Source organism: Pseudomonas sp. UBT (assembly GCF_050915955.1).
Taxonomy (GTDB): Bacteria; Pseudomonadota; Gammaproteobacteria; order Pseudomonadales; family Pseudomonadaceae; genus Aquipseudomonas; species Aquipseudomonas antarctica_A.
Genome location: NZ_CP168079.1, coordinates 3,624,458 through 3,645,886 on the forward strand (window position 1 = coordinate 3,624,458; position 21,429 = coordinate 3,645,886).

22 protein-coding genes and 1 pseudogene are annotated in these 21,429 nt (G+C 60.2%); 13 read left to right on the plus strand and 10 right to left on the minus strand.

Translation table 11 applies throughout. From position 1 onward, the window contains the following. Positions 1–75: 75 nt before the first annotated feature. The 4 genes and pseudogenes from ACDZ94_RS16630 to tal all read left to right on the plus strand — a co-directional run bounded on the left by ACDZ94_RS16630 (position 76) and on the right by tal (position 3,073). Positions 76–318 (plus strand): CopG family ribbon-helix-helix protein, encoded by a 243-nt coding sequence (locus ACDZ94_RS16630; protein WP_432750473.1) that lies wholly within the window; start codon positions 76–78, stop codon positions 316–318. Positions 319–343: 25 nt separating this feature from the next. Further along, positions 344–591, plus strand: a pseudogene (locus ACDZ94_RS16635) (type II toxin-antitoxin system RelE/ParE family toxin). A gap of 83 nt (positions 592–674) precedes the next feature. After that, complete coding sequence (gene dusA, locus ACDZ94_RS16640; protein ID WP_432750474.1) at positions 675–1,661, plus strand: tRNA dihydrouridine(20/20a) synthase DusA; 987 nt, start codon at positions 675–677, stop codon at positions 1,659–1,661. 485 nt (positions 1,662–2,146) lie between these two features. After that, the gene (gene tal / locus ACDZ94_RS16645; RefSeq protein WP_064451405.1) at positions 2,147–3,073 is read left to right on the plus strand and encodes a transaldolase; all 927 of its coding nucleotides are present in this window, start codon (positions 2,147–2,149) and stop codon (positions 3,071–3,073) included. A 141-nt stretch (positions 3,074–3,214) separates the two neighbouring features. On the opposite strand, the gene rssC is transcribed toward tal, so the two are convergent. Both rssC and rssB read right to left on the minus strand, forming a co-directional pair. Further along, complete coding sequence (gene rssC, locus ACDZ94_RS16650; RefSeq protein ID WP_010566476.1) at positions 3,215–3,697, minus strand: anti-sigma factor antagonist RssC; 483 nt, start codon at positions 3,695–3,697, stop codon at positions 3,215–3,217. After that, on the minus strand, positions 3,697–4,878 hold the full coding sequence (rssB, locus tag ACDZ94_RS16655) for a two-component system response regulator RssB (protein WP_064451404.1): 1,182 nt from the start codon (positions 4,876–4,878) through the stop codon (positions 3,697–3,699). The genes rssC and rssB overlap by 1 nt, the downstream gene beginning before the upstream one ends. A gap of 276 nt (positions 4,879–5,154) precedes the next feature. On the opposite strand from rssB, the gene ACDZ94_RS16660 reads away from it, so the two are divergent. Then, complete coding sequence (locus tag ACDZ94_RS16660; RefSeq protein WP_064454876.1) at positions 5,155–5,451, plus strand: PilZ domain-containing protein; 297 nt, start codon at positions 5,155–5,157, stop codon at positions 5,449–5,451. A 61-nt stretch (positions 5,452–5,512) separates the two neighbouring features. Here ACDZ94_RS16660 and ACDZ94_RS16665 read toward each other — a convergent pair whose 3' ends face one another. Continuing rightward, positions 5,513–6,202 (minus strand): MlaA family lipoprotein, encoded by a 690-nt coding sequence (locus ACDZ94_RS16665; protein WP_064451403.1) that lies wholly within the window; start codon positions 6,200–6,202, stop codon positions 5,513–5,515. Positions 6,203–6,398: 196 nt separating this feature from the next. On the opposite strand from ACDZ94_RS16665, the gene ACDZ94_RS16670 reads away from it, so the two are divergent. Next, positions 6,399–7,007 carry a hypothetical protein gene (locus ACDZ94_RS16670; RefSeq protein ID WP_064451402.1) on the plus strand — a complete coding sequence of 203 codons (609 nt, stop codon included), beginning with the start codon at positions 6,399–6,401 and terminating at the stop codon, positions 7,005–7,007. Positions 7,008–7,117: 110 nt separating this feature from the next. After that, on the plus strand, positions 7,118–7,384 hold the full coding sequence (locus tag ACDZ94_RS16675) for a DUF4404 family protein (protein WP_221294227.1): 267 nt from the start codon (positions 7,118–7,120) through the stop codon (positions 7,382–7,384). A gap of 134 nt (positions 7,385–7,518) precedes the next feature. On the opposite strand, the gene queF is transcribed toward ACDZ94_RS16675, so the two are convergent. Beyond that, on the minus strand, positions 7,519–8,349 hold the full coding sequence (queF, locus tag ACDZ94_RS16680) for an NADPH-dependent 7-cyano-7-deazaguanine reductase QueF (protein ID WP_432750475.1): 831 nt from the start codon (positions 8,347–8,349) through the stop codon (positions 7,519–7,521). A gap of 69 nt (positions 8,350–8,418) precedes the next feature. After that, positions 8,419–8,940, minus strand: a complete 522-nt coding sequence (locus tag ACDZ94_RS16685; protein WP_064451399.1) for a copper-resistant cuproprotein CopI — start codon at positions 8,938–8,940, stop codon at positions 8,419–8,421. A 155-nt stretch (positions 8,941–9,095) separates the two neighbouring features. Here ACDZ94_RS16685 and ACDZ94_RS16690 point away from each other — a divergent pair, with 155 nt between their 5' ends. Then, a complete protein-coding gene (locus ACDZ94_RS16690) occupies positions 9,096–9,776 on the plus strand; it encodes a heavy metal response regulator transcription factor (protein WP_064451398.1) in 681 nt (226 codons plus the stop codon). After that, entirely contained in the window at positions 9,773–11,128 is a 1,356-nt protein-coding gene (locus ACDZ94_RS16695) for a heavy metal sensor histidine kinase (protein ID WP_432751514.1), read from the plus strand. The genes ACDZ94_RS16690 and ACDZ94_RS16695 overlap by 4 nt, the downstream gene beginning before the upstream one ends. A 106-nt stretch (positions 11,129–11,234) precedes the next feature. On the opposite strand, the gene ACDZ94_RS16700 is transcribed toward ACDZ94_RS16695, so the two are convergent. The 3 genes from ACDZ94_RS16700 to ACDZ94_RS16710 are packed head-to-tail and all read right to left on the minus strand — an operon-like array spanning position 11,235 to position 14,481. Beyond that, positions 11,235–12,479 carry a lipoprotein-releasing ABC transporter permease subunit gene (locus ACDZ94_RS16700; RefSeq protein ID WP_064451397.1) on the minus strand — a complete coding sequence of 415 codons (1,245 nt, stop codon included), beginning with the start codon at positions 12,477–12,479 and terminating at the stop codon, positions 11,235–11,237. A 60-nt stretch (positions 12,480–12,539) separates the two neighbouring features. Then, positions 12,540–13,223 carry a lipoprotein-releasing ABC transporter ATP-binding protein LolD gene (gene lolD / locus ACDZ94_RS16705; RefSeq protein WP_017477213.1) on the minus strand — a complete coding sequence of 228 codons (684 nt, stop codon included), beginning with the start codon at positions 13,221–13,223 and terminating at the stop codon, positions 12,540–12,542. Positions 13,224–13,230: 7 nt separating this feature from the next. Then, positions 13,231–14,481, minus strand: a complete 1,251-nt coding sequence (locus ACDZ94_RS16710) for a lipoprotein-releasing ABC transporter permease subunit (protein ID WP_432750476.1) — start codon at positions 14,479–14,481, stop codon at positions 13,231–13,233. A gap of 94 nt (positions 14,482–14,575) precedes the next feature. Here ACDZ94_RS16710 and ACDZ94_RS16715 point away from each other — a divergent pair, with 94 nt between their 5' ends. Further along, complete coding sequence (locus tag ACDZ94_RS16715) at positions 14,576–15,160, plus strand: PilZ domain-containing protein (protein ID WP_064451395.1); 585 nt, start codon at positions 14,576–14,578, stop codon at positions 15,158–15,160. Between the two features lie 44 nt (positions 15,161–15,204). Beyond that, entirely contained in the window at positions 15,205–15,927 is a 723-nt protein-coding gene (locus ACDZ94_RS16720; protein WP_064451394.1) for a glycerophosphodiester phosphodiesterase, read from the plus strand. A gap of 42 nt (positions 15,928–15,969) precedes the next feature. On the opposite strand, the gene sthA is transcribed toward ACDZ94_RS16720, so the two are convergent. Next, the gene (sthA, locus tag ACDZ94_RS16725; RefSeq protein WP_012722857.1) at positions 15,970–17,364 is read right to left on the minus strand and encodes a Si-specific NAD(P)(+) transhydrogenase; all 1,395 of its coding nucleotides are present in this window, start codon (positions 17,362–17,364) and stop codon (positions 15,970–15,972) included. 234 nt (positions 17,365–17,598) lie between these two features. Between sthA and ACDZ94_RS16730 the strand changes: the two genes are divergently transcribed. Beyond that, a complete protein-coding gene (locus ACDZ94_RS16730) occupies positions 17,599–18,141 on the plus strand; it encodes a chalcone isomerase family protein (protein ID WP_407016447.1) in 543 nt (180 codons plus the stop codon). A gap of 257 nt (positions 18,142–18,398) precedes the next feature. After that, the gene (locus ACDZ94_RS16735; protein ID WP_432750477.1) at positions 18,399–19,697 is read left to right on the plus strand and encodes an MFS transporter; all 1,299 of its coding nucleotides are present in this window, start codon (positions 18,399–18,401) and stop codon (positions 19,695–19,697) included. Between the two features lie 173 nt (positions 19,698–19,870). Here ACDZ94_RS16735 and ACDZ94_RS16740 read toward each other — a convergent pair whose 3' ends face one another. Then, complete coding sequence (locus ACDZ94_RS16740) at positions 19,871–21,334, minus strand: glyceraldehyde-3-phosphate dehydrogenase (RefSeq protein WP_017137429.1); 1,464 nt, start codon at positions 21,332–21,334, stop codon at positions 19,871–19,873. Between the last annotated feature and the right edge of the window lie 95 nt (positions 21,335–21,429).

The window sequence follows — 21,429 nt, forward strand, 5'->3', positions numbered from 1 at the left end:
TCGCGACGACCTGTCGATTCAAGCGAGTGTTCCACGGTGTAAGATGCCCCACAAGCGTCCACCATTGAGGCCACCATGACTGGAATATCCCTAAACCTGCCAGAAGACCTGTCCAACTCTCTCGCCGACCTGGCCAAAATCAATGGCCAGACTGCGACCTACCTGGCGATGGACGTTCTTCGCGACTACATCGAACACGAAAAAACGCTGACCACTCAGATCGAGCTGGCAGCAAAAGAAGCCGACCAAGGCAAATTCGCCACCGATGACCAAATAGCAGCGATGCGCGCTAGGCGCTGGAGCCGGAAAGCGGGTTGAGTGGCTTGAAAAAGCGCTCAAAAACCTGGAAGACGAAGCCACTATATAGCTCTCGAAAATCCAAAGGCAGCTGACGACTTCTCCGACGCTACTTTCGCCAGCGTCGACAAACTGGCGCAGTTTCCCTCCATGGGCCGTGAAGGTCGGGTCAAACACACCCGAGAATGGGCAGTTCCCAACTGGTCTTACCTGATTCCGTATCGGGTACGCAGTGATCGCCTACAAATTCTTGGCATATTCCACACACGGCAACGTCCGCGCTCGAAGTGGTGAAGGTCGCAAAACACGCGCCTCCCACCCCCAAGACCCATCCCTGATAAACTGCGCCCCATTCACCCCGCTGACTCAGACCCCCAATGCCCCTACAAAACGCTCCCCTCTCCCGCCGCTTCTCCGTCGCCCCGATGATGGATTGGACCGACCGTCACTGCCGGTTCTTCCTGCGCCTGCTCTCCAAGCACGCCCTGCTCTACACCGAGATGGTCACCACCGGCGCGATCCTGCATGGCGACCACGACCGTTTCCTGCGTCACAACGAAGCCGAGCACCCGCTTGCGCTGCAGTTGGGCGGCAGCGTGCCCGCTGACCTGGCGGCCTGCGCGCGTATGGCTGAGGCTGGCGGTTACGATGAAGTGAACTTGAACGTCGGCTGCCCGAGTGATCGGGTGCAGAACAATATGATCGGCGCGATCCTGATGGCGCACCCTGCGCTTGTGGCGGATTGCGTGAAGGCGATGCGTGATGCGGTGTCGATTCCGGTGACGGTGAAGCATCGTATCGGGATCAATGGGCGCGACAGTTATGCCGAGTTGTGTGATTTCGTCGGGACGGTGAGGGATGCCGGGTGCACCAGTTTTACGGTGCATGCGCGGATTGCGATTCTGGAGGGGTTGTCGCCGAAGGAGAATCGCGACATTCCGCCGTTGCGCTATGACGTGGCGGCGCAGTTGAAGCAGGATTTCCCGGAGCTGGAGATTGTGCTGAACGGTGGGATCAAGACGCTGGAGCAGTGCCAAGCGCATTTGCAGGTGTTTGATGGGGTGATGTTGGGGCGCGAGGCTTATCACAATCCGTATTTGCTGGCGGAGGTGGATCAGCAGTTGTTTGGCAGTGAGGCGCCGGTGATTAGTCGGGCTGAGGCGCTGGCGCAGTTGCGGCCGTATATTGCGGAGCATTTGGCCAGTGGTGGGGCGATGCATCACATTACTCGGCATGTGCTGGGGTTGGGGACCGGGTTTCCGGGGGCTCGCCGGTTCAGGCAGTTGTTGTCGGTGGATATTCATAAGGCGAGTGATCCGTTGGCGTTGCTGGATCAGGCGGGGGAGTTGTTGGAGGGGCGGTGATTTAGCGGGTTGGGTGTCAGTGGGGTTATTTGGGGCTGACAGGCCGCCTTCGCGAGCAAGCCCGCTCCCACAGTTTTGGGTGATGGGTGTCAGGGGGATGTTTAGTGGCTGGGCTGGCATCATCGCGAGCAAGTCCGCTTCCACAGTTTTGGGTGATGGGTGTCAGGGGGATGTTTAGGGGCTGGGCTGGCGTCATCGCTGGCAAGCCAGCTCCCACATTTTGAGCTGTGTGCATCAGGTAGGTGGTGGTGGTTTTTTGAGGGCGTCATTGCTGATACGCCAGCTCCCACATTTTGCCCGGGGTGGTCATCGGGCAGTTGGGTTGAACCTGATGGCGATTTTGGCCTCCTAACTAGCAGTATGGCCGGTGATTCAAACGGCTGTTTTCAGGTTGTTGCCCTCGCAAACGATCGAACGCATTTGCGCCCTTGAGCGCCTGCCGGCGCTCGGGTAATGTCATCAGACCCACAGGACAGAGCACGCCCATGACTTCCAAGCTGGAACAACTCAAGCAATTCACCACCGTTGTAGCCGACACCGGCGATTTTTCTACTCTCGCCAAGCTCAAGCCGCAAGACGCCACCACCAACCCTTCCCTGCTGCTCAAGGCCGCTTCGATCCCAGGCTATGCCAAGCTGCTGGATGAGTGCGTTAAGGACTGTAACGGCGACGTGGGCCTGGCCAGCGACCGTTTTGCGGTGGCGGTGGGTCAAGAGATTCTGAAAGTCGTACCGGGCCGTATTTCCACTGAGGTGGATGCCCGCCTGTCGTTCGACACTGACGCCGTACTCAAGCGTGCGCACCGTCTGATCGACCTGTACGACAAAGCCGGCGTTGGCCGTGACCGTGTGCTGATCAAGATCGCCTCCACCTGGGAAGGCATCCGTGCAGCCGAAACACTGGAAAAAGAAGGTATCCAGACCAACCTGACGCTGCTGTTCTCGTTTGCCCAGGCCGTGGCCTGTGCCGAGGCTGGGGTGTTCCTGATTTCGCCGTTCGTGGGCCGTATCTACGACTGGTACAAGAAGGCCAACGGCAACGACTACACCGGTTCCGATGATCCGGGCGTGCAGTCGGTGACGCGCATCTACAATTACTACAAGGCCAATGGCTACAAGACGGTGGTGATGGGTGCGAGCTTCCGTAACCTCAGCCAGATTGAAGAGCTGGCCGGGTGTGATCGCCTGACCATCAGCCCGGACCTGCTGGAGAAGCTGGCGGCGGATGAAGGCAAGCTGGAGCGCAAGTTGGCACCAGGCCATGCCGGCGAAGCGCGGGTGCATTTGACTGAAGCGCAGTTCCGTTGGGAGTCCAACGAGGACGCGATGGCGACTGAGAAACTGGCGGAGGGGATTCGTCAGTTTGCTCGGGACCAGGAGAAGCTGGAGGCGTTGTTGGCTGCCAAGTTGTAAGGCAGTCGGCGACAAAAAGGGCGGCACCCTCGCGGGTGCCGCCCTTTTTTGTGCCTTTCGCCGATCTCAAGCCGGTCACAGTTCAAACTGTGGGAGCTGGCTTGCCTGCTCCCACATTGGAATTGGGTTTCAACTGGGAAGCTAGTGGCGTTCCAGGGCGTTGACGAGGTCGTGGAAGGCTTCGCGGTTGGACTCGTTCAGGCCCATCAGGATCTTGTGCGCTTCGAGCACCTTGATCCGTACCACTTCTTCGGACTGGTCTTGCGAAGGCAGGTCGGTGAGGCATTCCGGGCAGGGGATCGGGCGGTCAACGATGTTGAACACCTGGTCAAAACCCATGGACTGCAACAGCCGGGTGATGTCTTCGTGGGTGGTGACGACAGTCGGCAACAGGCCAACCTTCTGTCGCGACAGAATGGACAACTTGGCCAGCAAGCCAAGGGTGGTGCTGTCGATGCTGCGGGTTTCGGTCAGATCGATCACGATCGCCGAGAAATTCAGGGCTGTGAAAATCCGCTCAATCGTTGCATCCAGCGCCGAACATAAGGTCAGGCGCACTTCACCGACAAACTTCAGGACGAAGGTCCCGTCTTGCTCGGCGAATTGGATTCTTCCGGTACTCATCAAAGATTCCTGCTCAACACCAATAGGGCGATATCATCCGGCATCTCCCCTAGCGTGGCCAATCCAAAAACCTGCCGCAGGCCATCCAGGCTGCCGCCCGCCGACTTGACCTTTTCAGGCAAGGCGGCTTCTTTCTCCTTGAGTGTAGGCTCTGGAAGCAGGTCCAGGATACCGTCGGACATCAGCGTGAGGCTGAAGGTCGGCGGCAGTTCCAGGATGTGGTCTTCGTAGGTGGCTTCATTGAACAAGCCCACCGGCAGACCACGGCCTTCCAGGTAACGCACACTGTCTGGAGTGTATAAAACCGGCATCGGCAGGTGACCGCCGATGCTGTAGGTCAAAAGACCGGTTTCTTCATCGATCACGCCGCCGACCATCGTCACGTGCTTGCCCAGCTTACAGCTGATCAGGCCTCGGTTGATGTGGCCCAGCACCTCGGAGGGGGTGAACTCCGGCAAGGTGCCATTGCGCTTGGATTCGAACAACAGCCGTGTGGTCATGAACTTCAACAACACGGTGACAAAAGCAGAAGAAGCGCCGTGGCCGGAGACGTCGGCCAGGTAGAACGCCACACGCCGCTCATCGACGCGGAAATAATCGACGAAATCACCCGACAGGTACAACGACGGGATGATCTGGTGCGCAAACTTGAACTCGTCGATGGTCCAGGGGCTGACCGGCAGCATGTTCATCTGCACCTGGCGACCGGCGTTCTGGTCTTCCTGGAGCAGGTTGAGGCTGGCTTCGAGTTCGCGGTTGGCGGTTTCGAGCTTTTCGCGGTAGCGCTGGTTTTCCAGCAGCAGGCGGGCACGGTCCAGCGCGCGGCGCACCGAGTGCTCCAGCACGGCCAGGTCTTCCAGGGGCTTGATCAGGTAATCGGCGGCGCCCAGGCGCAGGGCCTCGACGGCGTCGTTCATCACGCCGGCACCGGACACAACAATCACCGGCGTCTGCGGGGCAAGCTCAGTCACCTGGCGGATCAGCTCGAGGCCGCCCATCTGGGGCATGCGCAGGTCGCAGATCACAAGGTCGGGCTTGTCGCGCTCGAATACCTGGAGACCCTGTTGGCCATTGCTGGCCTGCAGGACGCTGAAGCCACTGTCTTCCAAATAGGCCGCGAGGCTCGCGCGCACTACTTCGTCGTCATCGATTATCAGCAGCGTGGCACTGGTTTTTTGCATGTGGGCAAACGGCGCCAGAATTAGGTTGGCGTAGGTGGCTCGACAATGGCCGGGCTCACGTACTGGATTCGCTTTCTAGCCTCTCTGTCCTACAAAGCATTGGGATTTTGCCCATGCACAAAGGTAAAGCAGAGGTGCCCTTCTAAGGCGCAGACGGTACTCCCATCCGTCAGGGGTTTCAAGCTCATGCCGATGGTCGCCGGGCGTCTTTACACCGCAAATCACCGGGAGTTATAAGAACAGCCACCACCACAACACAAAGTAAGGATGGAAGCTGTGAGCGAACATGAGCGCGACTACGCCGAAAAACGCGATTTCATCCGCATGCGAGTGGATGCCGATGTGTCGTTGATCCACGCCGGGCAGGAGATTGCCGGGGTCTGTGTAGACCTTTCCAGCTCCGGTATGCAGGTTGAGGCACCGCGCCAGTTCGAGGTCGGAGACCCGCTGACGGTGCGTATTGATTCAGAGCACGCTGCCCTCGCGGGCCTGGAGGCGGACACCGAGGTGGTGTGGGCCAGGAATGAAGGCGAGCGCCAGCACCTGGGCCTCAGGATCTTGAAAATGCGCTGAAACCGCGCACAAAAAAGGCGACCACTCGGGTCGCCTTTTTTTCATTTCAAAACGTCACGGCTTAAAAGTCGTCGACGACCTTGCCGTCCTTGACCTTGAACTCACGGTTCTGCAGGTAAGCGTTACGGATGAAGGTGTATTTGTCGCCAGAGATCAGCTTCTCGCTGTCGAGCAGGCTGGCACGGGTATCGACGATGTTCAGGCCGAAGGTGCTGTTGCGCCAGCCGATATCGTTCATGTAACGGTACGGTTGGGTGTAGCTGTCGACGTATTTGGACGGCGCATCACGCAGGGTGCTTGGGCCGAGCAGCGGCAACATCACGTAAGGACCGCTGCCGACGCCCCAGCGACCCAGGGTCTGGCCGAAGTCTTCGTCGTTGCGCTGCAGCCCCATTTTGGTGCCGACATCAATGAAGCCCAGCACACCAAACGTGGTGTTCATCAGCAATCGAGCGGTGTCGACACCGGCCGCGTGTGGCTTGAGCTGCAACACGTCGTTGGCAAAGTTGCCGACATCGCCGATGTTGCGGAAGAAGTTATGGATGCCCGTCTGCATGAATTGCGGGGTGACAAACTGGTAGCCCTGCGCCAATGGCTTGAGCGCGTAGGTATCAACGGTATCGTTGAAGGTGAAGATCGGGCGGTTAACGCTTTCCCATGGATCGTCTTCCGACGCAGCCTGGACGGCGAACGGGGCCAGAAGGACGGTGGCACACACAGATAGCTGAGCGAAGTAGTGGCTCCAGCGCATAGCTTTTGCTCCTTGAATGGTCTGTCATGGGCGCTATGCCCTGAATAAGATCGTCAGTATATGACGGAAGTGTCGATTTAGGCAGCAGCGAGGAAACGACATACGCAAAATGCACAAAATTCCTACAAGCACACCTGAGTGTCATCCGCTTGTCATGTCGCCCCGATAGCGTCACAGCTATTTCAGGGATGTCGAAATGCCTCACGCCGAAATTGCCGTCGCCAGAGCCCCCTCCTTGACTGCCGTGCTGTTTGGCCTGAGTGGCTGCCTGGTGGATTTCGGTTCCCAGGCCCGCACCGACTCGCCCGCCCCCGATTCCCAAGCCACGCCTGGCGCGCTGAAGATATTGCGCAGCCTCAAGGACCAAGGCGTACCTTGCGCCTGGCTGGATGAGCTGCCCGCCTCAGTGACCACACCGCTGTCGGCCGCATTGCCCGACTGGGTGAAGGCAACGCCGCCCTCCTCCATCCGCTGGCCGGCGCCGCATGCCTGCTGGCAAGCCTTGATGGCCTTGAATATCGAACGCCTGGAAGGCTGCGTGCTGGTCAGCGGCGAGCCACGCTTGCTGCAAGCGGGCCTCAACGCCGGGTTGTGGACCATCGGCCTGGCGTCCTGCGGCTCACTGTGCGGCTTGGCACCGGAGCAATGGCAGGCGCTGACCGAGCAGCAACGCGAGCATAAGCGCGGTAAAGCCACGGTGGCGCTGTATGGGTTGGGCGTGCATTCGGTGATCGACCACCTTGGCGAGCTGGGCACGTGCCTGGCGGATATCAGCCTGCGCCAGCTCAAAGGCGAGAAGCCCTGATAGAGATCATGCACTGAAGGCGCCGGTGGATTAATCTACAGGTCAGCCCGTAGACCTTTCCCGGCGTGCCGCGGTCTATGCCAGTGCCTATCGATAAAAGGAAGAACGCCATGCCTGCCCGCGAAGAGTTGAAAAACCAAGTCAAAGTATTGCGCGAGCAATTGGACAGCGACCCGCTGATGTCAGCGGAAAAACGCGACGAACTCGAAACACTGATTGCCGAACTTGAAGTTCAAGAGCCTCTGGAAGGCGCCATTCAGGACCCAAGCATCGCCGATGGCGTGAACCTGGCGGTTGAACGCTTCGAACTGGACCACCCGGGCATTGCCGGGACCTTGCGCAATATTGTGACGACCCTGGGCAATATCGGGATATAACCCGAACCCAAGCCAAACGCAGCACCAAAATGTGGGAGGGGGCTTGCTCCCGATAGCGGAGTGTCAGGCACAGTATTTGTGCCTGACCCACTGCAATCGGGAGCAAGCCCCCTCCCACATTTTTTGTATTAAGGCTACTGACGCGCCAGGCGCACGTTCTGGAACGGCATGTCCTCAGTGCTGCGATACGGGTTGATGTCCAACCCACCGCGCCGCACATACCGCGCATACACCGTCAATTTTTCCGGCTTGAGCAAGCGCTGCAGGTCGAGAAAGATCCGCTCCACGCACTGCTCATGGAAGTCCGAGTGCTGGCGAAAGCTCACGATGTATTCCAGCAGGCTGGCGTGATCCAGGGCCGAACCACGGTATTGCACCGCCACACTGCCCCAATCGGGCTGGCTGGTAACCGGGCAGTTGGATTTGAGCAGGTGGCTGTGCACGCTCTCCTCGACAATGCGCGAATCATCGCAGCGCAGCAGTTCCGGGCGCGGGTGCTCGTAGTTGCTGACGCTGATGTCCAGGTCGTCAATGCACACACCTGGCAACGCCTGCACACCTTCGGCCTCAACCTCGGCCAAACGGCGGATACGCGCGCTCACCGGTTTACCGGCGGCGGCGCTGAGGTCGGTGCGCAAGGTCGCTTCCAGGCTTGCCGTATCGGCAAACGCGGTCTGGTTCAGCGAGTTGAGGTACAGCTTGAAGGACTTGGACTCGATGATGTTCGGCGAGTCGGCCGGAATGCTGAATTCACCGATGGCCACCACCGGCTTGCCCGACGGCAGCAGCCAGGACAATTCGAAGCAGTTCCAGAAATCCACGCCTTTGTAAGGCAGGGTTTCGGCGCTCAGGCCCAGCTCGGCCCATTTGGCGGCGCGAGGGATCGGGAACAGCAACGACGGGGTGTAGGTGGAGATGTATTCACTGGACTTGCCCAGCGGCGAATGTTCGGCTGCGGGATGCATGGCGGAAACCTGGCTAAATAAACCGCGCCAGTCTACCAGCCTTTGCCCCCGCCCCTAAAAAACACCCGATCAATCGACGTTGAGCTTGCCGACCATGCCCGCCTGATAGTGCCCGGGGATATTACAGGCGAATTCCAGGCCCGTGGCCTTGGTGAAGGTCCAGGTCAGCTCGGCCGTTTTGCCGGGCTCTACCAGCACACTGTTGGGGTCGTCATGTTTCATGCCGCCCATGTCACCGTGGCCCATGGCGCTGTGGTCCATCTTGCCCATGCCGGTGGCGGTGAGCATGCCGCTGGCCTGCATCTGCAACATTTCCTTCTGGTGTTCGGCATGCATCGCCGCGTCGCCCAGGTTGAATTCATGCAGCAACTGGCCTTTGTTGACCAGCACAAAGCGCACGGTCTCACCGGCTTTTACGTCCAGCGACTTGGGCGAAAAGGAAATATCCTGCAGCACCACTTCCACGCTGCGCGTGGCTTTGTCAGCCGACGCCGCATGGCCGAAGGCAAATGTGTGGGCCGTGTCAGCCACCGCATCGAAACTCAAGGCCAACAGGCAACCCGCCAGCAATAGGGGTGTACGCAACGCCATCTCGGTTCTCCAAAAGTGTGTGAACAGCTTGGGCAGCACTCTAAGATGGCGCCGCTGCCAGCCAGCTGACTGCTAGATTACAACTTTGTCAGGTTACGCCCCTGCCCTGGCGCCCACGGTATAAAGCCCGTTGCTCCCGCTGCCAAGAGTCGCCCATGAAACTGCTGATCGTCGAAGACCAACCGAAAACCGGCCATTACCTGCGCCAGGGCCTGACCGAGGCGGGCTTTACCACCGAATTGGTGGCTGACGGCAACACCGGGCAACATCTGGCGTTGACCGGCGATTACGACCTGCTGATCCTCGATGTGATGCTGCCGGGCCGCGACGGCTGGCAAATCCTGCAAGCCGTGCGCAGCGCCGGCCTGGACATCCCGGTGCTGTTCCTCACCGCCCGCGATGCCGTGGAAGACCGCGTGCACGGCCTGGAGCTGGGCGCCGACGATTACCTGGTCAAGCCCTTCGCCTTTTCCGAACTGTTGGCCCGGGTGCGCAGCCTGTTGCGCCGTGGCAGCAGCACACCGCAGGAAACCGCGCTGCAACTGGCCGACCTGCGCCTGGACCTGATCCGCCGCCGCGTCGAACGGGACGGTCAGCGCATCGACCTCACCGCCAAAGAATTCTCCCTGCTGGAACTGCTGCTGCGCCGCCAGGGCGAAGTGCTGCCCAAGTCGCTGATCGCCTCTCAAGTGTGGGACATGAATTTCGACAGCGACACCAACATCATCGAAGTGGCGATCCGCCGATTGCGCCTGAAAGTCGACGACCACTTCCCCAACAAGCTGATCCACACCGTGCGCGGCATGGGCTATGTGCTGGAGGAACGGTGCAATTGATCAAGCGCCTGTCCCTGGCCAGCCGTCTGGCGCTGCTGTTTGCGGCGTGCACGGCGGTGGTCTCGCTGATCGCCGGCGTGTTGTTCAACCAGGCCAGTGAGGCGCACTTTGTCGAACTCGACCAACAGTTGCTCGACGGCAAACTGGTGGCCTTGCGCAGCACGTTGCAGGGTGTGGATACGCCGCAGTTGTTCGCCCAGCGCGAAGCGCAATTGCGCACCGAACTCAACCGGCAACCCGACCTTGCGTTGCGCATCACTGCCGCCGGCCAGCGCTGGTATGACGGCGCACCAGGCGTCGCACTGCCCGCGGCGCCCGGCCTGCACAGCCTGCAAAACGCCGGCACCGACTATCGCGTGTACAACGTGCCGTTACTGCCAAACCAGCCGGGCTCGCCGCAACTGAGCCTGATGCTCGACATCACCCATCACCAGCACTTCCTGCAACGCATGCAGCATCTGATCTGGCTGACCGTCGGCCTCTCGGCCCTGGCCACCGCGCTGCTCGGCGCCTGGGCGGCGCGCAGTGGCTTGCGGCCGTTGCGGCGCATGAGTGAAGTGGCTGCCGGAGTATCTGCTCAGTCATTGACCCAACGCCTGCCCCAGCAGCAAATGCCGGTGGAACTGGCCGAGCTGGCCCAGGCCTTCAACGCGATGCTGGGCCGCCTGGACGACTCGTTCCAGCGCCTCTCGGCCTTCTCTGCCGACATCGCCCACGAACTGCGCACGCCGCTGTCGAACCTGCTGACCCACACCCAAGTCATCCTCACCCAGCCGCGCCCGCTGGAGGATTACCGCGAGGCGCTGCACAGCAACCTGGAGGAGCTGCAATGGATGGCGCAGTTAGTGAATGACATGTTGTACCTGGCCAAGGCGGATCACGGGCTGCTCATGCCCAAGCGCGAAGCCTTGGTGCTGGAAGATGAAGTAGAGGCGCTGCTCGAGTTCTTCGCCTTGTTGGCGGAGGACGCCCACGTGAGCCTGGTGCGCGAAGGCACCGCCCATACGGCGGGTGACCGCGGCATGTTGCGCCGGGCCTTGTCGAATTTGCTCGATAACGCACTCAGGTTTACCCCGGCCGGTGGCGAGGTGCGGGTGCGGATGGTTGAAAGCAAACGGGGCGTGAGGCTGACGGTGGAGAATACGGGGGAAGGCATTCCAGCGGCGTTGTTACCGCGGTTGTTTGACCGGTTCTACCGGGCCGACCCGGCACGCCGTGAAGGCAGCAGCGAGCATGCAGGGCTGGGGTTGGCGATTACCCAGTCGATTGTGCGGGCGCATGGGGGGAGGATTTATTGTGAGTCTGGGGCGGGCTGGACCAGGTTTGTGATTGAGTTGCCAACAGCAGATTGATGCAAGCTGTACCGGCCCTATCGCGGGCAAGCCCGGCTCCCACATTTTGATGTGTGAATACATTCAAATGCGGGAGCTGGCTTGCCTGCGTTAGCGGTCTCAGACTTTACGAATACCTGAGCGCATGCGCCGGCTCAATCTTCGCCGCCCGATACGCCGGGTACAGCGTCGCCAAAAAGCTCAGCACAAACCCCGCCGAGCAAATCAGCAGCACGTCGCCGCCCTGCAGTTCCGAAGGCAGGTTGCTGACAAAGTACACGTCCGAACTGAAAATATGCTGCCCGCTCACGCGCTCCAGCCACCCCACCAGCTCACTCACGTTCAGCGCCGCAATCACGCCCAGCACGCCGCCGATCAAGGTGCCGACGATGCCGATCACCGTGCCCTGCACCATGAAGATCGCCATGATCTGCCGTGGCGTGGCGCCGATGGTGCGCAAAATCGCAATGTCGGCGCCCTTGTCGTTCACCACCATGATCAAGGTGGCAATGATGTTGAACGCGGCGACGGCGACGATCATCAGCAACAGCAGGCCGATCATGGTCTTTTCCATCTTCATCGCGCTGAACAGGCTGCCCTGGGTGTGGGTCCAGTCATCCGGCTTGTAAGCCGCCCCCAGGCTGGCGGCGATGTCCGCCGAGACCTTGGGCGCTGCGTACAAATCCTTCACCGCCAGGCGCACGCTTTGCACCTGGTTCGGCTGCCAGTGCTGGATCTCGGCGGCGTCGGCCATGTTGATCAAGGCCATGGAGCCATCCAGCTCGGCGCCGACCTTGAAGATACCGACCACGTTCAAGCGCTGCATACGCGGGGTGATGCCGCCCGGCGCGGTGCTGATTTCCGGGACGATCAGGGTCAGCTTGTCGCCCACGTTCAGGCGGAAACGCCGTGCGGTGATGTCGCCGATGACCACGCCGAATTCGCCGGCTTTCAGGTCTTCCAGCTTGCCGCGCACGATATGCTGGGCCACGATCGACACCTTGCCTTCCTGGGCCGGGTCGACGCCGCTGATCTCGATCGGCTGCATCGCGCCTTTGTAGGAGAACATGCCGTCCATCTGCGTGAAAGGCACCGCTGCGGTGACTTCCGGGTTCTTCAACGCGGCAGCGGCCACGGGCTGCCAATCATCAATCGGGTTTACGCCGACGATGGTCGCGTGGGGCACCATGCCGAGAATCCGCGTGCTCATTTCGCGCTGGAAGCCATTCATCACCGACAACACCACGATCATCGCCAGCACGCCCAGGGCGAGGCCGATCATCGAGGTCATCGAGATAAACGAAACAAAACGGTTGCGGCGCTTGGCGCGGGTATAGCGCGTGCCGATGAAAATCGATAACGGTCTGAACATTCGCGGGCACCGTTTAAAAAAATGAAAAAGCCCGGCGCCAGGCGCCAGGCTTGAAACGGGTCAGATGGCGACCAAGTGACCTTCCTGCAGGTGCAACACACGGTCCATCTGGCGGGCCATGCTCATGTCATGGGTCACCACCAGGAACGCGGTGCGCATCTGGGTGCTCAGTTCCAGCATCAAATCCTTGATGCCCTGGGCGGTGTGGGAGTCGAGGTTGCCGGTCGGCTCGTCGAGCATCACCAGGCCTGGGTTGTTCACCAGGGCGCGGGCAATCGCCACACGCTGGCGCTCACCGCCGGACAGCTCGGCCGGCTTGTGCTCCAGGCGATGGCCGAGGCCGACGCGCTCCAGCAACGCCTTGGCGCGCTGGCGGGCTTCCGGGATCGCGGTCTTGCCGATCAGCAGCGGCATGCACACGTTTTCCAGTGCAGTGAATTCCGGCAGCAAGTGGTGGAACTGGTACACAAACCCCAACGAACGGTTGCGCAGTTGACCGCGCGCCTTCTCGCCAAGGGCCGACAATTCTTCGCCCGCCAGCCATACGCTGCCCTGGGACGGCGTATCCAGGCCGCCCAACAGGTTGAGCAAGGTACTTTTGCCCGAACCGGAACTGCCGACGATCGCCACGCGCTCGCCCGGGTGCAGTTCCAGCTGCAGGTTGGACAACACCACCACAGATTCCGGACCTTCCTCGTAGGATTTGCCCAGGTTGCGGCAGCTCAAAATCGCTTTTTCACTCATGCCCGATTCACTCATAACGTAAGGCCTGTGCTGGCTGGGTACGTGCCGCGCGCCAGGCTGGATACAGGGTGGCAAGGAAACTCAATAGCAACGCGGCGCCGCCCACCATCCACACGTCCTGGGCCTGAACCTGGGACGGCAAGTAGTCGATGAAGTAGACGTCGGCGTTGAGAAACTTGTGGCCGATGACTTTTTCCAGCGCGGCGATGGCGGCACTGACATTCAACGCGGCCAAAATGCCGACGGCGGTGCCGATCAAGGTGCCGACCACGCCAATCACGGTGCCCTGCACCATGAAGATCGCCATGATCTGCCCCGGCGTGGCGCCAAGGGTACGCAGGATGGCAATGTCGCCCTTCTTGTCGTTCACCACCATCACCAGGGTGGAGATGATGTTGAACGCGGCCACGGCAACGATCAGCAACAACAACAGGCCGATCATGGCTTTTTCCATGCGGATGGCCTGGTACAGGTTGCCGTGGGTACGGGTCCAGTCGCGGGCGTAGTACTTGGATTCACCCAGGTGCTGGGCGATTTCCCAGGCGCCGCGCGGTGCGTCGAACAGGTCGTTGAACTTGAGGCGCAGGCCCTGCACCTGGTCCGGCTGCCAGCGATGCAGGCGCGCCAGGTCGGTGAGGTTGGTCAGGCCGAGGTAGCCGTCGATCTCGCCGGCGCCCACGTGGAACGTGCCGACCACGGTAAAGCGCTTCATGCGCGGGAACATGCCGGCCGGGGTTACGGTGACTTCCGGCGCGACGAAGGTCAGCTTGTCGCCGATGCCCACGCCGAGCTTGGCCGCGGCCTTGTCGCCGATCACGATGCCGAAGCTGCCGGGCGCCAGGTCGTCGAGTTTGCCCTGCAACATGAACTTGTCGATGATCGACACGTTACGTTCCTGGGCCGGATCGATGCCATTGAGCAGGATTTTCTGCACCTTGCCATCGTTGGTCAGCAACCCCTGCATCTGGGTAAACGGCGCAACGGCCACCACCATGGGGTTCTGCTTGACCTTGTCGGCCAGGCTTGGCCAGTCACTGATGGGCTCATCGGACTCGATGGTCGCGTGGGGCACCATGCCCAGCACACGGGTGCGCATCTCATGATCGAAGCCGTTCATCACCGACAGCACCACGATCATCACGACCACGCCCAAGGCGAGCCCGATCATCGAGGTAAGGGAAATGAACGACACAAAATGATTGCGGCGCTTTGCACGGGTATAACGCGTGCCGATAAATACGAAGAGAGGTCTGAACATGTCGGGGCTTGTTCGGAGGAAAAGAAGACGTCCCGGTGGCGGGGTCAGGTAAGCAGCTTTACACTCAGACCATTACCGCTACTTTGGGTTCGCCATGTCGACATTAGATGAAGAAGAACGCCGCGAATACTACCGTATCGACGACATGATCGCACTTCAAATCAGCACACTGTCTGCCCCGGAAGCGGCGAGCAAGGAAGTGTTGCTGGATGATTCCCCGCTGTTCAATCTGCTCAGCGAACTGCACCTCAGCGAATTCGAAGCCCAGCACCTGCTGCGCCAGATCAGCGAGAAAGATCGCAGCCTGGCAGCCTTCCTCAAAGTCCAGAACAAACGCGTGGACCTGCTCAGCCAGATCATGGCCCGCGGCCTGCTGGATGAGGTGGGCGCGCCGCAGCCGGTGATCATTTCCGAGGGCGGCATTGACTTCATGCACCCCACGCCCCTCGCGCCCGGCGCTCACCTGGCCGTCAAGCTGGTGCTGATGCCTCAGGCACTCGGCTTGCTGCTGCGCGCCCGCGTCACCCATTGTGACCCCAAGGGTGACGCATTTGAGGTGGGCACTGAGTTCGAATCCATGACCGACGCCCAACGCCAATTGCTGGCACGCTATATCTTGCAGAAACAAGCCCAGGAACGACGCCTGGCACGGGAACAGAGCGACGCCCAAGACACCTGAATTCGTATTCACCCCGCCAGACAACCTGGCGCAAAGGAGCAACTGTGACCCTGATTTACGGCCACCGCGGTGCCAAAGGCGAAGCACCGGAAAACACCCTGACCAGCTTCCAGGAGTGCCTCAAGCACGGTGTACGCCGCTGCGAACTGGATTTGCACCTGTCCATGGACGGCGAGCTGATGGTCATCCACGACCCCACCCTCAAGCGCACGGCCGACCGGCGCGGCAAAGTCGTCGAGTATTCGGCGGCCGATCTTGTGAAGATGGACGCGCGCAAAGGCGGCCCAGGCTGGGTCAGCCCGTGCCCGATCCCGCGCCTGGAAGAACTGTTCGAGAAATGCGACTTCGATCACTGGCAACTGGAAGTCAAAAGCGCCTCACGCACCCGCGCCGCGACCACGGTGTTGGCGATTCGGGAGATGGCCGTACGTTTCGGCCTGATGGACAAGGTCACGGTGACCTCAAGCTCGCGGGAAGTGCTCAAAGCCGCCGTCGAACTCACCCCGGACCTGTCACGCGGACTGGTCGCCGAATACGCCTGGCTCGACCCGTTGAAGGTCGCGCAAAACTACGGCTGTGAATTTCTGGCGTTGAACTGGACGTTGTGCACCCCCGAGCGTCTGGAAAAAGCCCAGCGCCAGGGTTTGCATGTGTCCGTGTGGACAGTCAACGAACCTGCGCTGATGCGCAGGCTCGCCGACTTCGGCGTAGATAGCCTGATTACAGACTTTCCCGGTTTGGCCACTGCCACCCTCGAGAATTACTGAAATCGGTCTCCCCGGCCGGCTCAGGCCACCGGCCGGAGCCGCTCAAAAAAGCCGGTTGAGGCCGTCGTAGGCCGCTACCCGATAGGCTTCGGCCATGGTCGGGTAGTTGAACGTGGTGTTCACAAAATACTTGAGGGTATTTTGCTCACCCGGCTGACTCATGATCGCTTGGCCGATGTGCACGATTTCCGAGGCCTGGTAGCCGAAGCAATGCACGCCGAGGACTTCCAGGGTTTCGCGGTGGAACAGGATCTTCAGCATGCCTTGCGGCTCGCCGGCGATCTGCGCACGCGCCATGCTCTTGAAGAACGCCTTGCCGACTTCGTAAGGCACCTTGGCCTTGGTCAGTTCGTGTTCGTTTTTACCGATCGAGCTGATCTCGGGAATCGTGTAGATCCCGGTCGGCACATCGTTCACATAACGCCAGCTGCCGTTATCGACAATGCTGCCGGCCGCCGAACGGCCCTGGTCATGCGCGGCACTCGCCAGGCTTGGCCAGCCGATCACGTCACCGGCGCCGTAGATGTTGGTCACGCAGGTGCGGTAGTTCTCGTCCACTTCGATCTGGCCACGGCTGTTGACCTTGACCCCGATGTTTTCCATGCCCAGCTTGTCGGTGTTGCCGGTACGGCCGTTGCACCACAGCAAGGCGTCGGCCTTGATCTTCTTGCCGGACTTGAGGTGCAGGATCACGCCGTTGTCCAGGCCTTCGACCCGCTCGTACTCTTCGTTGTGGCGCACGGTGATGTTGTTGTTGCTGAAGTGGTAGCTCAACGCCTGGGAAATTTCCGAGTCGAGGAAGCTCAGCAACTGATCACGGTTATCCACCAGCTCCACCAGCACACCCAGGCCGCTGAAGATCGAGGCGTATTCACAGCCAATCACGCCGGCGCCATAGATGATCAGTTTGCGCGGGGTGTGGCCCAGGCTCAGGATGGTGTCGCTATCGTAGATACGCGGGTGGTGGAAATCGATATCGGCCGGGCGATACGGGCGCGAACCGGTGGCGATGATGATGTGCTTGGCCACCAGCTTCTCGACCACGCCGTTGGCGCAGACCACTTCGACGGTCTGCTCGTCGGCGAAACTGCCGGTGCCGAAGAACAGGTCGACACGGTTGCGGGCGTAGTAACCGGTGCGCGACGCCACTTGTTTGGAGATGACTTTCTCGGCACTTTTCAACACGTCCGGGAAGGAGAACCAGCGCGGCTCACCAATGGCCCGGAACATCGGGTTGGTGTTGAACTGCATGATCTGGCGCACCGAGTGACGCAAGGCCTTGGACGGGATGGTACCCAGGTGGGTGCAGTTACCGCCGACCTGGCGACGGCTATCGACCATCGCCACCTTGCGCCCAGCTTTGGCGGCGTTCATCGCCGCACCTTCTCCAGCCGGGCCGGAACCCAGTACCACCACGTCGTAGTTGTAGACAGCCATGCGTACTCCTCAGAACAGGCCAGGCGCACGGTTGGACGCCTGGCTAAATCATGCCGCGGCCAGCGGGCATGAAGGACAATTTGGCTCAAGTGTGTGAGCCGGGGCACAGTCTATATAAGCCTCAACGCCGCGAACATTAACCCTTGGTCGCGTCGTAGGCCAGTCTTGCCTTTACTACAGAACACGGAATTTGGAATTAGACTACTGACACTCACCTTTGCAGGACGAACCATTATGCGGCATGTCGTTTTCTGTTTAATGATGATTTTTTCGCTTGCGGTGCAGGCCAGTGAGGCTGATCGGCTCAGGCAGGCCGCTTTCCCCGCGCAATCTCATGAACTGGTGCTGAAAAACCAGGCCGTGCTGGTCTATCTGTGGGCCGATGTGTACGCCGCAGCGCTCTACACCCCGGCTGACCTGCGCGCAAAACAGGCCTGGGACCAGCAAAAGGACCTGCGCCTGGTGCTGTTCTACTTTCGCGACATCGATCGTAATGATGTGATCAAGGCCGCCAACACGGCGCTGGAACGCCAGCAAAGCAGCGCCACCCTGGCCCGCTTGAAGCCTGAACTGGACCAACTGCATGCCAGCTTTCGAAACATCCGCAGCGGTGATCGTTATGCCCTCGACTTTCGCCCTGGCCGTGGATTGAACCTGGAGATCAACGAGCAGGTGGTGTTCAGCAGTCGCGATGATGAGTTGGCAAAAGCCTACCTTGGCATTTGGCTGGCGCCGAAAGGCCTGTCGGACAGCCTGCGCAAAAGCCTCCTGAATTAAACGCAAATCCCCTGTGGGAGCGGGCTTGCTAGCGAAAGCGGTGGGTCAGTTATTCATAAGTTGACTGACACACCGCTTTCGCGAGCAAGCCCGCTCCCACATTGTTTTTTCGCTGCCCTCTGATCTTGCGGCAATTAGTCAGCTTGCTATCAGTTTTTATTGCCTGTAGTGGCCAATACACATATGGTTACAAAACTGCAGGCAGGACGAATGATGACCAAGGATCACTAATAAGACAGCCAAAATGAGTGCATGACATGTCCACTACAACGGGCAAAGGCAAAGCGATTTTTCGCGTTGTCAGCGGCAACTTCCTAGAGATGTTCGACTTCATGGTCTATGGCTTCTATGCCACGGCCATTGCCAAAACCTTCTTCCCCAGCGACAGCGCCTTTGCCTCGCTGATGCTGTCCCTGGCGACCTTCGGCGCCGGGTTCCTGATGCGGCCCCTGGGCGCAATCTTCCTCGGTGCCTACATCGACCGCCACGGCCGCAAGAAAGGCCTGGTCATCACCTTGGCCTTGATGGCCGCCGGCACAGTCCTCATCGCCTGCGTACCCGGCTATGCCACATTGGGTGTGGCCGCGCCGCTGATCGTGCTGTTCGGTCGACTGCTCCAGGGTTTCTCGGCAGGCGTCGAGTTGGGCGGCGTGTCGGTGTACCTGGCGGAAATCGCCACACCGGGCCGCAAGGGCTTCTTCGTCAGTTGGCAGTCCGCCAGCCAGCAAGCCGCCGTGGTGTTCGCCGGTTTACTCGGCGTGGGCCTGAACCACTGGCTAAGCCCCGAAGAAATGGGTGACTGGGGCTGGCGCGTGCCGTTCCTGATCGGCTGCCTGATCGTGCCGGTGATTTTCGTGATTCGTCGCTCGCTGGAAGAAACGCCTGAGTTCCAGGCGCGCAAACACCGCCCTACCCTGCAGGAAATCGTCCGCTCTATCGGTCAGAACTTTGGCATCGTCATCGCCGGTATGGCCCTGGTAGTGATGACCACTGTGTCGTTCTACCTGATCACCGCCTACACCCCGACCTTCGGCAAGGCCGAATTGCACCTCTCGGATTTCGATGCGTTGCTGGTGACGGTGTGCGTGGGCATTTCCAACTTCATCTGGCTGCCGGTGATGGGCGCGGTGTCGGACAAGATCGGGCGCAAGCCGCTGCTGCTGGGTGCGACGATTCTGGCGATCCTCACGGCTTACCCGGCGCTGTCCTGGCTGGTGGCCAACCCGAGCTTTAACCACCTGCTGATTGTGTTGTTGTGGTTGTCGTTCCTGTACGGCTCGTACAACGGTGCGATGGTCGTGGCGCTGACCGAGATCATGCCGGTGGAAGTTCGCACAACCGGCTTCTCCCTGGCCTACAGCTTGGCAACCGCAACGTTCGGTGGTTTCACGCCGGCGGCCTGCACCTATCTGATCCATGTGCTGGACAACAAGGCGGCACCGGGGATCTGGCTCAGTGGGGCGGCGGTGTTGGGGTTGATTGCCACACTGATCCTGTTCAAGGGCAATCGGCATGAACTGCGCACGGCGCAGGCTTCGATGGTGGGTGGCGCCTGATAAATCGCCTTCGCGAGCAAGCCCGCTCCCACATTTAGCCGCGTATATCCTGAAGAAATGCGGTCGAATGTGGGAGCGGGCTTGCTCGCGAAGAGGCCCTGCCAGCCACTACACAACCCGCAGGCACAAAAAAGCCCCGAACCAGTCGGGGCTTTTTCATTCACCGCAGAAGCTTAGCGCGGGAACGCAGGCGGGTTAACCCCAGCCATGTCTTCCATCACACGAACCACCTGGCAGCTGTAGCCGAACTCGTTGTCGTACCAGACGTACAGTACAACGCGGTTGTCCTGGGTGATGGTCGCTTCAGCGTCCACCACACCGGCGTGGCGCGAGCCAACGAAGTCGGTGGAGACCACTTCCTGCGAATTAACGAAGTCGATCTGCTTATGCAGGTCGGAGTGCAGCGCCATGTAGCGCAGGTACTCGTTCATCTCTTCACGGGTGGCGGCTTTCTCAAGGTTCAGGTTGAGAATGGCCATCGACACGTTAGGCGTCGGAACGCGGATCGCGTTACCGGTCAGCTTGCCGGCCAGTTCAGGCAGGGCCTTGGCAGCAGCGGTGGCAGCACCGGTCTCGGTGATAACCATGTTCAGCGCGGCGCTACGGCCACGGCGATCGCCTTTGTGGAAGTTGTCGATCAGGTTCTGGTCGTTGGTGTACGAGTGAACCGTTTCAACGTGACCGTTAACGATACCGAACTTGTCATTCACAGCCTTCAACACCGGCACGATGGCGTTGGTGGTGCAGGAAGCAGCGGACACGATCTTGTCGTCGGCGGTGATTTCACCGTGGTTGATGCCGTGAACGATGTTCTTCAGCTTGCCTTTGCCAGGCGCAGTCAGCACAACGCGATCGATACCCGGGCAAGCCAGGTGCTGGCCCAGGCCTTCGGCGTCACGCCATACGCCGGTGTTGTCCACCAGCAGGGCGTCCTTGATACCGTACTGGGTGTAATCCACCTCAGCCGGGTTCTTCGCGTAGATCACCTGGATCAGGTTACCGTTGGCGGTGATGGTGTTGTTTTCTTCGTCGATGACGATGGTGCCGTTGAACGGACCGTGTACCGAGTCGCGACGCAGCAGGCTGGCGCGCTTGGTCAGGTCGTTCTCGGCGCCTTTACGTACCACGATGGCACGCAGACGCAGGCCGTCGCCGCCACCGGTTTTTTCGATCAGGATGCGCGCCAGCAGACGGCCGATACGACCGAAACCGTACAGCACGACATCAGTGCCTTTGCGGGCAGCAGCGTTTTGCTGGCCAACCACATCGGCCATTTCTTCACGCACGAACTGCTCGGCGCTGCGGCCAGCACCTTCTTTGCGGAATTTGTAAGCCAGCTTGCCCAGGTCTACCGAGGCCGCGCCGAGCTTGAGCTCGCTCATGGCTTTAAGCAGAGGGAATGTTTCGTGGACGGAGAGTTCGCTGTCGTCGGCAGAACGATGGCGAGCAAAGCGATGCGCTTTGAGAATCGCGATGACTGACTGGTTGATCAGGCTGCGGCCATAGATCGAGCTCACCACATTGTTATTGCGGTACAGCTGACCGATAAGCGGAATCATCGCTTCAGCGAGCGCTTCACGGTCGATCCATTCACCAAGACACTGGTCGGGCTTCTGAGTCACGGGAACCTTCCACATGTAGGGGCAGAAAAAAGGGGCTACATTATGCCGCCCGACCGGCCTCGGAGCAATGCGCGCCAGGCAACAAAAAGTGCTTGCGAAAAAATCACACC

Excerpts from the sequence above, each read along its gene's own strand:
- ACDZ94_RS16710 (WP_432750476.1), bottom strand. The coding sequence starts at position 14,481 with ATGTTCAGACCTCTCTTCGTATTTATCGGCACGCGTTATACCCGTGCA.
- tal (WP_064451405.1), top strand. The coding sequence starts at position 2,147 with ATGACTTCCAAGCTGGAACAACTCAAGCAATTCACCACCGTTGTAGCC.
- ACDZ94_RS16735 (WP_432750477.1), top strand. The coding sequence starts at position 18,399 with ATGTCCACTACAACGGGCAAAGGCAAAGCGATTTTTCGCGTTGTCAGC.
- ACDZ94_RS16630 (WP_432750473.1), top strand. The coding sequence starts at position 76 with ATGACTGGAATATCCCTAAACCTGCCAGAAGACCTGTCCAACTCTCTC.
- ACDZ94_RS16730 (WP_407016447.1), top strand. The coding sequence starts at position 17,599 with ATGCGGCATGTCGTTTTCTGTTTAATGATGATTTTTTCGCTTGCGGTG.
- ACDZ94_RS16670 (WP_064451402.1), top strand. The coding sequence starts at position 6,399 with ATGCCTCACGCCGAAATTGCCGTCGCCAGAGCCCCCTCCTTGACTGCC.
- rssC (WP_010566476.1), bottom strand. The coding sequence starts at position 3,697 with ATGAGTACCGGAAGAATCCAATTCGCCGAGCAAGACGGGACCTTCGTC.
- ACDZ94_RS16690 (WP_064451398.1), top strand. The coding sequence starts at position 9,096 with ATGAAACTGCTGATCGTCGAAGACCAACCGAAAACCGGCCATTACCTG.
- queF (WP_432750475.1), bottom strand. The coding sequence starts at position 8,349 with ATGCATCCCGCAGCCGAACATTCGCCGCTGGGCAAGTCCAGTGAATAC.
- ACDZ94_RS16675 (WP_221294227.1), top strand. The coding sequence starts at position 7,118 with ATGCCTGCCCGCGAAGAGTTGAAAAACCAAGTCAAAGTATTGCGCGAG.
- lolD (WP_017477213.1), bottom strand. The coding sequence starts at position 13,223 with ATGAGTGAAAAAGCGATTTTGAGCTGCCGCAACCTGGGCAAATCCTAC.
- sthA (WP_012722857.1), bottom strand. The coding sequence starts at position 17,364 with ATGGCTGTCTACAACTACGACGTGGTGGTACTGGGTTCCGGCCCGGCT.
- ACDZ94_RS16685 (WP_064451399.1), bottom strand. The coding sequence starts at position 8,940 with ATGGCGTTGCGTACACCCCTATTGCTGGCGGGTTGCCTGTTGGCCTTG.
- ACDZ94_RS16665 (WP_064451403.1), bottom strand. The coding sequence starts at position 6,202 with ATGCGCTGGAGCCACTACTTCGCTCAGCTATCTGTGTGTGCCACCGTC.
- ACDZ94_RS16715 (WP_064451395.1), top strand. The coding sequence starts at position 14,576 with ATGTCGACATTAGATGAAGAAGAACGCCGCGAATACTACCGTATCGAC.
- ACDZ94_RS16740 (WP_017137429.1), bottom strand. The coding sequence starts at position 21,334 with ATGTGGAAGGTTCCCGTGACTCAGAAGCCCGACCAGTGTCTTGGTGAA.
- rssB (WP_064451404.1), bottom strand. The coding sequence starts at position 4,878 with ATGCAAAAAACCAGTGCCACGCTGCTGATAATCGATGACGACGAAGTA.
- ACDZ94_RS16700 (WP_064451397.1), bottom strand. The coding sequence starts at position 12,479 with ATGTTCAGACCGTTATCGATTTTCATCGGCACGCGCTATACCCGCGCC.
- dusA (WP_432750474.1), top strand. The coding sequence starts at position 675 with ATGCCCCTACAAAACGCTCCCCTCTCCCGCCGCTTCTCCGTCGCCCCG.